The sequence below is a fragment of the Promicromonospora sp. NPDC060204 genome, assembly GCF_042728455.1.
In the GTDB taxonomy this organism is placed as follows: domain Bacteria; phylum Actinomycetota; class Actinomycetes; order Actinomycetales; family Cellulomonadaceae; genus Promicromonospora.
This window is the reverse complement of sequence record NZ_JBHWZO010000183.1, coordinates 1-12,522: the sequence shown is the minus strand read 5'-3', so window position 1 is coordinate 12,522 and position 12,522 is coordinate 1. Positions and strand designations below refer to the sequence as shown.

Annotated in this window: 11 protein-coding genes; 5 read left to right on the top strand and 6 right to left on the bottom strand. The window is 74.2% G+C overall.

The genetic code is table 11. The features are described 5' to 3' along the window. Positions 1–152 precede the first annotated feature (152 nt). A complete protein-coding gene (locus ACFWEJ_RS20480) occupies positions 153–1,457 on the bottom strand; it encodes an ABC transporter substrate-binding protein (RefSeq protein WP_377231036.1) in 1,305 nt (434 codons plus the stop codon). A 187-nt stretch (positions 1,458–1,644) separates the two neighbouring features. Between ACFWEJ_RS20480 and ACFWEJ_RS20475 the strand changes: the two genes are divergently transcribed. After that, complete coding sequence (locus ACFWEJ_RS20475) at positions 1,645–2,667, top strand: LacI family DNA-binding transcriptional regulator (protein ID WP_377231035.1); 1,023 nt, start codon at positions 1,645–1,647, stop codon at positions 2,665–2,667. Positions 2,668–2,694: 27 nt separating this feature from the next. Next, on the top strand, positions 2,695–3,318 hold the full coding sequence (locus ACFWEJ_RS20470) for a trimeric intracellular cation channel family protein (RefSeq protein WP_377231034.1): 624 nt from the start codon (positions 2,695–2,697) through the stop codon (positions 3,316–3,318). A 52-nt stretch (positions 3,319–3,370) separates the two neighbouring features. On the opposite strand, the gene ACFWEJ_RS20465 is transcribed toward ACFWEJ_RS20470, so the two are convergent. Next, the gene (locus ACFWEJ_RS20465; protein WP_377231033.1) at positions 3,371–4,519 is read right to left on the bottom strand and encodes a serine hydrolase domain-containing protein; all 1,149 of its coding nucleotides are present in this window, start codon (positions 4,517–4,519) and stop codon (positions 3,371–3,373) included. A 143-nt stretch (positions 4,520–4,662) separates the two neighbouring features. On the opposite strand from ACFWEJ_RS20465, the gene ACFWEJ_RS20460 reads away from it, so the two are divergent. Continuing rightward, positions 4,663–5,715, top strand: coding sequence for a hypothetical protein (locus ACFWEJ_RS20460; RefSeq protein WP_377231032.1), 1,053 nt, complete (start codon positions 4,663–4,665; stop codon positions 5,713–5,715). Positions 5,716–5,873: 158 nt separating this feature from the next. Beyond that, positions 5,874–7,448 carry an alpha/beta hydrolase gene (locus tag ACFWEJ_RS20455; RefSeq protein ID WP_377231031.1) on the top strand — a complete coding sequence of 525 codons (1,575 nt, stop codon included), beginning with the start codon at positions 5,874–5,876 and terminating at the stop codon, positions 7,446–7,448. A gap of 20 nt (positions 7,449–7,468) precedes the next feature. On the opposite strand, the gene ACFWEJ_RS20450 is transcribed toward ACFWEJ_RS20455, so the two are convergent. Then, positions 7,469–8,329, bottom strand: a complete 861-nt coding sequence (locus ACFWEJ_RS20450; protein ID WP_377231030.1) for an HAD family hydrolase — start codon at positions 8,327–8,329, stop codon at positions 7,469–7,471. A 69-nt stretch (positions 8,330–8,398) separates the two neighbouring features. On the opposite strand from ACFWEJ_RS20450, the gene ACFWEJ_RS20445 reads away from it, so the two are divergent. After that, on the top strand, positions 8,399–8,812 hold the full coding sequence (locus tag ACFWEJ_RS20445; RefSeq protein ID WP_377231029.1) for a hypothetical protein: 414 nt from the start codon (positions 8,399–8,401) through the stop codon (positions 8,810–8,812). Between the two features lie 7 nt (positions 8,813–8,819). On the opposite strand, the gene ACFWEJ_RS20440 is transcribed toward ACFWEJ_RS20445, so the two are convergent. The 3 genes from ACFWEJ_RS20440 to ACFWEJ_RS20430 form a co-directional block, all read right to left on the bottom strand. Further along, complete coding sequence (locus ACFWEJ_RS20440; RefSeq protein ID WP_377231028.1) at positions 8,820–10,004, bottom strand: MFS transporter; 1,185 nt, start codon at positions 10,002–10,004, stop codon at positions 8,820–8,822. After that, on the bottom strand, positions 10,001–10,981 hold the full coding sequence (locus ACFWEJ_RS20435; protein WP_377231027.1) for an acetylxylan esterase: 981 nt from the start codon (positions 10,979–10,981) through the stop codon (positions 10,001–10,003). Before ACFWEJ_RS20435 ends, ACFWEJ_RS20440 begins: the two co-directional genes overlap by 4 nt. Before the next feature lie 65 nt (positions 10,982–11,046). Further along, a partial coding sequence (locus ACFWEJ_RS20430; RefSeq protein WP_377231026.1) for a polysaccharide lyase 6 family protein occupies positions 11,047–12,522 on the bottom strand: 1,476 nt, incomplete at its 5' end.

Sequence of the window (12,522 nt, the reverse complement as noted above, 5' to 3'; positions counted from 1 at the left end):
GCCCGGCCGCCGCCCGCCCCCGGGGGGGGGGCCCCCCTCGCGCGGGGCGGCCGGGGGGGGGGGGGGGCCACGGCAATACACTCACCCCCCGGGGGGGGGGGGCCCCGCCCCCGGGGGGGGGGGCGCCACCACGCTGACGTCGACCGGGGCGGCTACTGCCCCAGCACGGCGGTGATCTCCTCGTTGTCCGGCTCCACGGTGCCGCCGGCGCCGAACACCTCGTTGCGGATCATCGTCATCCACGGGCTGCCGGGGGCGTTGAAAGCCTGCTGGAAGTTGATCGCGAGCGGCGTCCTGCCCTGGGCCGCGACCTCGTTGACCGCCAGGACCCGCGGGTCCTTGGACGAGTACTCGTTCTCCGCCAGGTCGGCGCGCGAGACCACGTCACCGTTCTTGGCCAGCACCTGGACCTGCGCCTCCTCCGACATCAGCCAGGACATGAAGTTCCAGGCCTGGTCGGCGTTCTCCGAGTCCTTGGAGATGCCGATGCCGTCGCCGCCCACGAAGGTGGACGCCCCGCCGTCGGGCCCCGGGATGGGCGCCACGCCCACCTCGCCGAGCGCCTCGTCCGCGGTGGCGAGCATGGTGGCCGGGAACGGCATCACGCCCACCTCGCCCTCCAGGAACGGGCCGGTCCAGGTGGCGCCGGTCTCCTCCTTGGAGCCCTCGCCCACGGCGTCGGAGTCCACGAGGTCCTTCCAGACGCCGTAGACCTCCTGGGCGGTCTCACCCGCCAGGAGCGACTCCGTGCCCTCGGCGTTCATCACGTCCTCTCCCCCGGCCCAGATCTGGGGGAACCACGTGAACACGAGGCAGCCGCCGCAGTTGCCGCCGAAGTACGTGCCGTTCACGTTGCCGCCGAGCTCGTCGACGGCCTTGGCCTGCTCGGAGAACTCGGCCAGCGTCGTCGGCCCCTGCTCGGGGTCCAGGCCGGCCTGCTCGTAGAGGTCCTTGTTGTAGAACATGACCGAGACGTCGAGCACGAACGGCAGCACGTGCTGCCGGCCGTCCAGCGTGCCCCCGGCCAGGTGCCCCTGGTTGATCTGGTCGGCGTGGTCGAGCTCGGCGATCGCGTCGGTCACGTCGGCGAACAGGCCCTGCTGCACCCAGTTGGGCACGTACACGATGTCGGCCGCGAACAGGTCGGGCAGGCCGCCGCTGCCGGCGGCGGCGCCGACCTTGGCCACGTAGTCGTCGTTCGGCACGACCGTGAGCTCGACCTGGTTCTCGTGCGACGCGTTGTACGCCTCGACCAGCAGGTTCGCCTGCTGCTCCAGCGGGGCGCGGGTCCAGAGCGTGAGCTCGGTGCCGTCGTCGACGCCCTCGGCCGAGACCTGCGCCTCCTGGGTGCCGCCGTCCGCGTTCGACGTGCTGCAGGCGGCGAGCGCCGTGCTCGCCAGGCCGGCCGCGAGGAACGAGGCAACGAGCCTCGCGCTCGCCCTGCGGTGGGTAGCCATCATCAGTCTCCTTGACTTCGTCGTCACTCGGCCGTTCGACGAGGATGGGACACCCGTTGCCGAAACCGTCCGAAAAGGCTTTCTGCGACTGTAGGGTGGGCGTGCCACCGCGTCAAGGACGAACCTTCGTCACGTTTGTGTTACACCTTTTCGGTACTGTTCGACTTCGACACTCCAGGAGGAAGCCATGGCCTCGGGCGAAACGCCGCGCACCGCCACCCTGACCGACGTCGCCCGCCTCGCGGGCGTCTCGATCGCCACCGCGTCCAAGGCGATCAACGGTCGTGCCCAGGTGCGCGCCGAGACCCGCACGCGGGTGCTCGAGGCCGCCGAGCAGCTCTCGTTCGCGCCCAACGCGCTGGCGCGCGGGCTGCTGCAGGGCCGCACGGGGACCGTCGGCCTGCTCACGTCCGACCTGGAGGGCCGCTTCTCGATCCCCGTGCTGATGGGCGCGGAGGACGCGTTCGGCGCCGGCCAGGTGTCGGTCTTCCTGTGCGACGCGCGGGGTGACGCGATCCGCGAGCAGCACCACATCCGCGCGCTGCTGTCCCGGCGCGTCGAGGGGCTGATCGTCGTGGGCTCGCGCACCGACCCGCGCCCGCCCCTGGCCGGCGACCTGCCGGTGCCCGTGGTCTACGCGTACGCGCCGTCGGAGAACCCCGAGGACATCTCGATCACGGCCAACAACGTGGAGGCCGGCGGGCTGGCGATCGACCACCTGATGGCGTGCGGACGCCGGAAGATCGCGCACGTCACGGGCGACGCCTCGTACGCGGCGGCGCAGGACCGCAGCCGGGGCGCGGAGCGCGCCATGGCGGAGGCCGGGCTGGAGCTCGTGGGCGGCCGCACGTTCTTCGGGTCGTGGAGCGAGGGCTGGGGCCGCGGGGTGGCGGCCATGATCCTGGACCAGTACCCGGACGTCGACGGCTTCTTCTGCGGCAGCGACCAGATCGCGCGGGGCGTGCTCGACACGCTGCGCGAGTCGGGCCGCGACGTGCCCCGGGACATCTCCGTGATCGGGTTCGACAACTGGGCGGTGCTCACGACGAACACCCGGCCGCAGCTCACGAGCGTCGACATGAACCTGGAGCAGGTGGGCCGCGTGGCCGCCCGGCGGCTGTTCGAGGCGATCGAGGGACAGGCGGCCTCGGGCATCGAGGAGCTACCGTGCCGCATAGTGACCCGGGAGTCGTCGGTCCCGGTCCCGTGACCTCGCTGCCGCCGGAAGGAACCTGACGTGGAGTGGACGCAGCTCGCAGGGGACCTCCTGGGCGTCTTCTTCTTCGCCGTGTCGGGCTCGCTGCTCGCCGCCCAGCGGCAGTTCGACATCGTCGGGTCGCTGCTCCTCGGCACCTGCGTGGGCCTGGGCGGCGGCATCCTGCGCGACGTGATCCTCGACGTCGGCGTGCCGCGGGCCTTCGACTCGCCCGTCTACCTGGTCCCGCCCGTCGTCGCCGCGGTGGTCGTGTACTTCTTCGCGCACGTCGTGCGCCGCTTCCACGACCTCCTGATCACGTTCGACGCCGCCGGCATGGCGCTCTTCGCGGTCACCGGCACGCTCGTCTCGCTGGCCGCGGGCATGAACCCGGTGGCGTCCGCGATCCTCGGCCTGGTGACGGCGGTGGGCGGCGGCGTGATCCGCGACGTCATCGCCAACGACGTGCCGCAGATCTTCCGCGCCCGCGGCCTGTACGCCATCCCGGCGCTGCTCGGGGCCGCGCTGACCAGCGCGCTGGTGTGGGCGGACTGGTTCAACATCGGCACGGGCTCGGCCGTCGCCGCGCTGGTGTTCGCACTGCGGATGGTCTCCCTGCGCTACCGCTGGCAGGCGCCGCCGGCCGGCAGCCCGGGCACGGCCTGACGCCCGCCCGGGCACCGTCTGGGCCCGGGTCGTCAGGAGGGCGGTCGCGCGGCTACCCGGCCGCCGGCTCGCCGCAGAGCTCGAGCGCGACGAGCGCGTAGGCCGCGTCCTCCGCCGCCGCGCTCTGCGTCATCCCCTGGTTGACCACGACCGTGACCTGCCGGTCGCTGCGCGGGTCGGTGAAGCTGTAGGTGCCGTACCCCGGCACCCCGCCGACGTGACCCCAGACCTCCTGGCCGCAGAGCTCGGTGCGCCCGAGCCCCAGGCCGTAGTCGAAGCCGGGGAAGGCCGGCAGGGCCTCCCGCATCTCCCGCAGCAGCCGGTCAGGCAGCAGACGGCCGTCGAGCAGCGCCGCGTAGAACCGGTTCACGTCGCGGGCGGTGGACACGATGTCGCCGCTCGCCGGTGCGACCGACATGTTGTAGGCGGTCAGGTCGGTCAGCCGCGCCGTCGGGCCCACGGCCTCGTACCCGCGCATCGCCGGGCGGCGCAGCCACGGCCCGTGCCCGGAGACGTAGGTGTCCCGCAGGTGCGCCGGACCGAGCACCCGCCGTTCCAGCTCGTCCGCGTAGTCCTTCCCGGTGACGCGCTCCACGAGCATGCCGAGCAGCACGTAGTCGGTGTTGGAGTAGCCGAACTCTGTCCCCGGGGCGGATCCGAGCGGCTCCCGGGTGGCGATCCCGACGAGCTCGGCCGGCTCGTGGTCCGCGAAGCGGGAGCGCGCCACGAGCTCCGGGTCGGCCCACAGGACGTCGCCGTAGTCGAACAGGCCGCTGCGGTGCTGCAGCAGCTCGCGCACCGAGATCGGCTCGGTGTAGGGCAGCACACCCGGCAGGTAGCGGGCCACCGGGGCGTCGAGCTCGATCCGCCCGTCCGCGACGAGGCTCAGGACGACGACGGCCGTGAACGACTTGGTGACGCTGCCGACGCGGAACTGCCCGTCCGGCCGCGGCGCCCGGTCGGTGCGCAGGTCACCGGTCCCGGCGACGACGGTCCGCTGGCCGCGCTCGTCGCGCGTCCCGACGACGACCCCGGGCGTGCCCGCCGCGACGATCCGTTCGGCCTGCTGGACCAGCGCCGCCGTCGAGGGCGGCGCCGCGATCGAGGTCTGCGGGTCCGGCGCCGCGACGGCGGACCCGATGGACGCGGCGAGGCAGACGAGGGTGGCGGCCGCGACGGCGCGGCGGTGCACGAGTCTCATGCCGGCGACGCTATCGACGGGCCGACGCCGGCACAGCCGGGCTGGCCACCCTCATCGAGGTAGGGGTAGCCCCCTGGACCGCGCGATGCGGAAGGATGCTCCTGGAGCCGGCGCGACCCGCGCCAGGCCGAGGGGAGACTGGCATGACGAACCAGCGCACGACCGGGACGGGCGGCCTCGCGGGCCGCGGCCACCTGCTGCGGCTCGGGGCGCCGCGCGACACGGCGGCGGTGCGGCACCTGGTGACGTTCCTCGTGGCGAGCGTCGTGACCGTGCTCGCCACCCGGGCGTACCTCGCGGCGACGGGCTACCCGCAGATCGGCGGGGGCGGGCTGCACCTGGCCCACGTGCTGTGGGGCGGGCTCCTCATGGCCCTGGCGATGATGCTCCTGCTGTCGTACGTCGGCCCGGTGCCACGCTCGCTCGGCGCGCTGCTCGGCGGCGTGGGCTTCGGGCTGTTCATCGACGAGGTCGGCAAGTTCGTCACCTCGGACAACGACTACTTCTACGCCCCCACCGCCGCGATCATCTACTTCGTCACCGTGGTGCTCGTGCTGGTCGTCGAGGGCCTGCACGGCCGCCGGGCGCACCACCCGGCCGAGTATCTCGCCGTGGCCGCCGACCGGCTCGCCGCCGGCCTGGCCGGCGGGTTCACTCCCGCGGCCCGGGACGAGGCGCGCGGGCTCGCCGCGAAGGGCGCCGGTGAGCCGGGCGCCCGCCAGGTCGCCGAGCTGGTCGAGACCGTCCCCGCCGACGACGCCGACGTGCCCGACCCGGTCCGCGCCGGGGTGCGGGCCGTGGTCCGGTGGCTGGACTCCCTCGTGGACCGGGCCTGGGCCGCGTGGCTGGTCATCGTGCTGCTCCTGGCGGTCGGCGCGGCGGAGGCGACCGTCGGCGTGCGGGTCCTGGCCGGACAGGTCGACGGGGTGCCGGCGTGGACGGGCGCCGCGATCCTCGCGGCCGTGGGCGTGTCCGTCGTGCTGCTGGGCGTCGGCGTCGTGGTGGGCCGGCGCAACCACCTCCAGGGCGCCGTCTGGGTGCGCCGCGCGGTGCTCGTGAGCCTGTTGTTCACGCAGCTCCTGGTGTTCCGGGCCGTGCGGTGGACGGCGGCGTTCGGCCTGGTCCTCGACGTGGTGGCGTTCGTGGCGCTCGAGGTGGCGCTCCGCGAGGAGCGGATGGCCCGGCCCCGGGCGTGACCTGAGTCACACCCGCCCCGGTTGACCGTGCCCCGAGGGCACGGGGTCGAGTGGTTCTCGCACGTGCCGACGAACCACCGGACAGGGGATGCGACATGGATCGACGACGAACAGCCGGGCAAAGGACAGCGGGCCGCCGGACAGCTGGACCAGCACTGGTGCTGACCGTCGTGGCGGGACTCGTGGGGGCCCTGCTGGCGGCACCGGCCGCGAGCGCCGGTGCCCGGGCCGGCACCGACGTCCGGGCGGGAACACCGACCGCGGCGCCTGACTGGGGCGCCTGCCCGGACGACGTGGTCACCACGGTGCCGCTGGAGTGCGCCACCGTCCCGGTGCCGCTCGACCACGACGCGCCCGAGGGCGAGCAGATCGACGTCATGATCTCGCGGCTGGCCAGCACCCAGCCCGAGCGGCGCCGGGGCGTGCTGCTGCTCAACCCGGGCGGCCCGGGCGGCTCGGGGCTCGCCCAGCCGGCCGACCTGGCGCAGCGGGGCATCCCGGACACGGTCCTGGACGCCTACGACCTGATCGGCATGGACCCGCGCGGGGTGGGCCACTCCTCCCCCGTGAGCTGCGGGTTCACCGCGGACCAGGACTACCGGGGCAACATCCCGCCGTACGCACCCGACGACGCCGCGGTCACCGCCCAGGCGCGGGCCGCAAAGCAGATCGCCGACCAGTGCGCGGCCCATGACACGGACGGCCGCATGCGGCACATGACGACGGGCAACACCGCCCGCGACGTCGACCTGATCCGGGCGGTGCTCGGCGAGGAGAAGCTGAGCTTCTACGGCGCCTCGTACGGCACCGCGCTGGGCGCCGCCTACGCCTCCCTGTTCCCGGAGCGGAGCGACCGGGTCGTGCTGGACAGCAACCTCGGGGCGACGTCGCTCGACTACGACGCGCAGCGCCGGTTCGGGCTCGGCATGGAGGACCGCTTCCCCGACTTCGCACGGTGGGCCGCCGCGCGGCACGACAGCTACGGCCTCGGGCGCACGCCCCGCGAGGTGCGGGCCGGCTACCTCGAGCTGGCCGGCGAGCTGGACCAGCACCCGGCCGACGGCCTCGACGGAGCGTTCTTCCGGTTCCTGATGTTCGTCCAGGTCTACACGGACGAGAGCTTCCCCGCGGCGGCGCAGCTCTGGCAGGCGCTCGCCGACGGCGACGTGGCGGCCGCGCGGGGTCAGGCCCAGGAGACGCTCCGGTCCACGGTGCCCGGGACCCCGGCCGCCGTCGCGCAGGTGCCCGCCGCCGTCGCGGAGAAGCCTGCTGCCGCGCCGACGTCGGACGCCGCCGCCCCGTCGCCGTTCGACAACGCCTGGTCGTCCTACCTCGCCGTCACCTGCAACGACACCGACTGGCCGGAGGACGTCGAGACCTACCGGGCCGCCGTCGCCGCCGACCGCGAGCGCTACCCGCTGTACGGCGGGGCGAGCGCGAACATCACGCCGTGCGCCTTCTGGCACGACGACCCGGTGGACGCCCCGGTGGAGTTCACCACCGAGGGTCCTGAGAACGTCCTGGTGCTGCAGAACCTGCGGGACCCGGGCACCCCGCACCTCGGCGGGCGGCTCACGCGCGAGGCGTTCGGCGACCGGGCGCGGCTGGTCAGCGTCGACGCCGGCGGGCACGGCGTCTACGTCTACGGGCCCAACCACTGCGCGCTGAACACCACGACGCGCTTCCTGGTCGACGGCGACCTGCCGCGCCGCGACATGTTCTGCAGGCCGTGACGACGGCGCCGCGGACAGGGTCACCGCAGCATGCTCAGGACCGCGACCACACCGTGCTCCTCGATCCGCCCGGTCACCTCGTCCGCGGCGTCGAGCACGGCTGCCGGGGCGTGGCCCATCGCGACGCCGCGCGCGGCCCACGCGATCATCTCCAGGTCGTTGACGCCGTCCCCCACCGCGAGGGTCGAGGCCGGATCCACCCCGACCCGCTGCCGGATGCGTTCGAGCGCCGTCGCCTTGCTCAGGGACCGCGGCGTGACGTCGACCCAGTCGGGTCCGGCGGGGGTCGCCGTGACGCCCAGCTCGCGCAGCGGCTCCAGCAGGGTCAGCACGCCGTCGCCGCGCAGGATCACGCGCGAGGACGGCACGTTCCACAGCTCAGTGTCCGCGACCTGGCGCTGCTCTCCGTTGACCAGCCCGCGCTCGAAGACGCGGTTGACCCGGTACCCCCAGCCCACCTCCTCCACCCCGACCTGCACCGCGGGCAGGGCGGCCCGCGCGAGCCGGACGACGGGCCCGACGTCGAACGAGTGCATCGTCTCGATCCGGTAGCCGCTGGGCAGGGCGCTGTCGACGCGCGCGACGACCGCCCCGTTGGACGCGACGGCCCAGCCCTGGTCGATGCCGAGCTGGCCCGCGACGGGGAGGACCCCCACCAGCGACCGGCCCGAGGCGAGGACCACGTGGTGGCCCGAGCGTCGCACCCCCTGGACGGCCCCGACGGTCACGGCCGGGACGATCCCGTCGGCCCCCAGGAGCGTTCCGTCGATGTCGAGAGCAACCAGGGTGCGGGTCACGGTGCTCTCGTGGGGAGCGGCCACAGGGGCCGTCCGCAGGTCGGTGATGGAGGACGACGTCACGGTGCCGGTCGTGTGTGTCATGTACCTCAGACGCGCCCCGCTCCGGGATGTCACAGCACTTTTCGCCCGGATCGAGGGCAGGGTGAGGACATGACCACGCGGAAGCAGCTCTCCCCCGTCCTGACCACGGCTTTTGTGGTCGTGCTGACCGTCGCGGCCTGGTGGATCTTCCTGGGCCGGGACACCGTCCGGGACGTCGACCCCGCGACCGGCGCCGTCACCGGGCCGTACGAGGCGCCCCAGGTGATCGCGTGCGTGCTCGTGCTGATCGCACTGGTGGTGGTCGGCACGCTGGCCGCCCCCGCGTGGGTCGCGGTGCTCGCCGTGGCCCTGCCGTTCACGGTCGCCTGGACGGTGCAGGCGGCGTCGGACGACGACTCCGGGCTCTGGGCCGTCGGCGCGCTGCTCGTGCTGGTGGGCACCCTCGCCGGGGGCGCCGTCGTCGCCCTGCTCACCCGGGTCGTGGAGCGCCGCCGGGCGGCGCGGAGCACGACGGCGCCGTAGCCCGGCCCTACCCGATCCGCGCCCGCGCGTACCCCGCCGCGAGCAGCGCGCCGGCCACGGCGAAGCCCGCCCAGGCCCAGCCCGGTCCGGCGAGCGGGCCGGCCAGCAGCGCCCCGACCAGGGACGATCCGACGACGCCGCCCACCGCGAGCGCGAGCCCGTTGACGCCGAACCGGGTCGCGACGGACCCGGCCGGCGCGCCGGCGGCGACGACCGCGCTCATCGCGGGCTGGAACACCATCTGGCCGAGCGTGAACACCGTCATCCCCGCCACCAGCGACCCGAGCCCCGGGCCGCCGCCGAGCAGGGCGATGCCGACGCCCATCGTCCCGGCGCCGAGCGCGAGCACGACGGGCAGGCGGAGCCGCGCCTGGAGCCAGCGCGTCACCGGCACGGTCGTGGCGAGCACGAGCACGGCCGCCGCCGCATAGGCCGACCCGACGGCGACGCTGCTGCCGAGCGCGCTCTCCAGCCGCAGCGGCACCACGAGCTGGAGCTGGGTGAAGATCGCCCACGACCCGGCGTTGAGCAGCAGCAGGACGACCAGCCCGCGGCGCGCGTCGCGGCGGACCCCGCGGGCCGGGCGGGCGGGAGCGTTCTCCACCACCGCCGGCCCCGGTTCCACCGCCCGCCCGAGCCCCCACCAGGTGAGCGGCGCGGCGGCGAGGAACAGCGCCGCCGCCACGGCGCACACGACGTCGAACCCGGCCGTGACCAGCAGCCCGCCGAGCAGCGGGCCCACGACGAACCCGGCGTTGCTCAGCGCCTCCCGCCGGGCGAAGACGTCCGGCCGCGCGCTGCCGAGCCGGGCGTACGCCGCGTAGCTCGCCGGGTGGAAGAGCGCGCCCCCGAGGCCGATGGCGAGCCCGGCCGCGCCGACCGCGACCGGCGTCGTCGCCAGGGCCAGCGCGCCGAAGCCCGCCGCCCGCACGAGCACGCCGGCCACGATGGTCCGGCGCACGCCCCACCGGTCGGCCAGCATCCCGGCGGGGAGCTGCAGCCCCTGCTGCGCGGCGGCGCGGATCCCCGCGAGCAGGCCCACCAGCGCGAGCCCGAAGCCGAGCTGTCCGGACAGGTGGACGGCGAGCAGCGGGACCAGCAGGTAGAAGCCCGTGGCCATGACGAACGTGTTGACGTACAGGGCCACCAGCACGCGCGGCGCGGCGGACGGCGACCCGGCGGAGGAGGTCACCGGGGGCCGAGCACCTCCGCGAGCGCCGCGAGCTTGCGGGGCGTGTCGTACGCGCCGCCGCCCTCGTGCTCGTTGTAGGGGAACACCTCGATCTGCGCGGGCCCGCCGTACCGGTGGTAGGCCGCGAAGACGGTGGACGGCGGGCAGACCTTGTCCATGAGCGCCACGGAGAACCAGCCGGGGCAGCGGGCGCGGGCGGCGAAGTTCGTCGCGTCGAAGTAGGAGAGCGTGCGCATCGCCGTCTCGATCTCGAACCGGTGGCCCTTGAGCCAGCGCGCGATCTCGGAGTAGGGGCCGAGGTCGGTGATCTGGGAGGCGCGCCGGTAGTGGCTCAGGAACGGCACGTCGGCGATCATCCCGGCCAGGTCGTCGCGCAGGCCGGCGACGGCGAGCGCGAGCCCGCCGCCCTGGCTGCCGCCCAGCACGGCGACCCGCTCGGGGTCCACGTCGGGGAGCTGCTTGACGGCGTCCACGGCCCGGACCGCGTCGGTGATCAGCCGGCGGTAGTAGTGCTTGGCGGGGTCCTCGATGCCGCGGGTCAGGAACCCGGGTGACGAGGACCCGTGCCCGTCGGGCGCGACGTCGGGGGTGTCCGCCGTCGTCTTGCCGCCGCCGCCCTGCCCGCGGTTGTCCATGACCAGGTGCGCGTACCCGGCGGCGCTCCAGGTGAGCCACTCCCACGGGACGCCGCGCCCACCGTTGTACCCGATGTACTGCACGACGGCGGGCAGCGGCCCGGTGCGCCGGCGCGGCAGCAGCAGCCACGCCTTGACGGGCTGCCCCGCCCACCCGGAGAAGGTCACGTCGTGCACCTCGACGGTCGCCAGCCCGGCGTCGTGCGGCACGGTGACGGGCTCGGTCGCGACGGCCGCGGCGGCGTCGAGCGTCTGCTTCCAGAACGCGTCGAAGTCCGCCGGTTCCTCGGGCTGCGGGCGGTAGGCGCGCAGCTCGTCGAGCGGCTTGTCGAAGAGGGCCATGGATCTCCTCCGGAGGGGTGGGACAGGTGGGTGGGACAGGTGGGTGGGACTGGTAGGTGGAGCGGTCAGAGGTCGGACTGCGGCCCGACGTCGGACGCCGTCAGCGGGTGCCGCAGCACGGGTGCGGTCGACACCTCGTCCGCGCCGACGTCCCGGTGCTGGTCGCGCGGCTGCCCGTCCAGGTCCTCGACGACGAACGGGTAGGTGCCCGCTGCGGCGTCGACGGCGGGTCCCTGGCGCAGCCGCCAGAGCCCGCCGGAGCGGACCAGGAGCGGGTCGGCGACCCGGATCTGGCCCGGCTGGGCCGTGATGCCGAGCGTCGCGTCGCCCTGCGGGTACGCGACGTTGCCGGCGAGGGTCAGGCCGTCGGTCGCCTTGTGCTCGGCGAACAGGCGCCCGGTCGAGCCGACCACCACGTTGTTCGCGATCGTCACGTCGGCCGGCGGGTAGACGTAGTTGGCGCCGAGCTCGATGTTGGACACGTTGCCGACGAACGTGTTGTGCACGATCGTCGCCCGGTGCACGCGCCAGTGGGCCGACGTCGAGCCGGACCCGTCCACGTCGCCGCCGTCGACCTGGAGCGCCGCCGTGTAGCCGGAGCCCGCCAGCCCCTCGAAGTAGTTGTCGTGCACGCGCTGGTCGTCGCCGTAGAGGCGCACCCCGCCCGTGCCCGCCTTGCCCCCGCCGAGGAACACGTTGCCGTGGATGGCGTTGCGGTCCCCGCGGCGGGCGACGACGGAGCCGGCCGACGTGCGGAACGTGTTGTACCGGACGGTGTTGTCGTCGCTCTTCAGCGAGACGATCTCCGGGTCGGAGTCGCAGTTCTCGAACAGGTTGTGCTCCACGATCGCGAACGAGCTGGAGTCCGACAGCGCCGAGACGCCGAGGCGGATCGCCTCCCCGCCGTTGACGGGCTGGGCCGGGCTGTCGGCGAAGTAGTTGTGGTCGATCCGGTCGTGCTGCGAGATCTGCGTCGCGCCGCCGTAGACCGTGACGTAGTTGCCCAGCACGGTCTTGCCGGCGAACGCGTTGTGGTCCACGCGGTTGTAGCCGCTGCCCTCCCCCGCGATCGACACCCAGTGCCGCGAGGAGGACGGGTCGGCCGGGGGCACGAACGCCAGCCGGAAGTCGTTCCGGGTCAGGCGCACGTTCGTGGACGCCTCGATCTTGAGCGTCGCGGCGTTGCGCCAGGCCAGGCCGCGCACGACGACGTGCTGCGACCGCGTGACCTCGAGCTGGCCGCCGGTGACGACGGCGCCGCCGAGGGTTGCGCCCTCGATCACGATCGGGTGGTCCGCGGTGCCGGCCTTGTCGGCCAGCTTGACCATCGAGTACTCGCCGTCGGCGAGCACGATGCGGTCGCCCGCGACGGCGCCGGCGAACGCGGCCGCCAGCTCCGCGCTGGTGCTCACCCGGACGGTGCGCAGCGGAGCGGGGTCGGCGGCGGCGCGGGCCGCGCCGACGCCCACGCCGGCCGGGGGGGTCGCGGTGTCATATAAACAACAGACGCTGCCCACGATAGTAGGAGTGTAGATATCGGG

Coding starts and splice junctions, on each gene's coding strand:
- ACFWEJ_RS20480 (WP_377231036.1), bottom strand. CDS start 1,457: ATGGCTACCCACCGCAGGGCGAGCGCGAGGCTCGTTGCCTCGTTCCTC.
- ACFWEJ_RS20475 (WP_377231035.1), top strand. CDS start 1,645: ATGGCCTCGGGCGAAACGCCGCGCACCGCCACCCTGACCGACGTCGCC.
- ACFWEJ_RS20465 (WP_377231033.1), bottom strand. CDS start 4,519: ATGAGACTCGTGCACCGCCGCGCCGTCGCGGCCGCCACCCTCGTCTGC.
- ACFWEJ_RS20460 (WP_377231032.1), top strand. CDS start 4,663: ATGACGAACCAGCGCACGACCGGGACGGGCGGCCTCGCGGGCCGCGGC.
- ACFWEJ_RS20450 (WP_377231030.1), bottom strand. CDS start 8,329: ATGACACACACGACCGGCACCGTGACGTCGTCCTCCATCACCGACCTG.
- ACFWEJ_RS20445 (WP_377231029.1), top strand. CDS start 8,399: ATGACCACGCGGAAGCAGCTCTCCCCCGTCCTGACCACGGCTTTTGTG.
- ACFWEJ_RS20435 (WP_377231027.1), bottom strand. CDS start 10,981: ATGGCCCTCTTCGACAAGCCGCTCGACGAGCTGCGCGCCTACCGCCCG.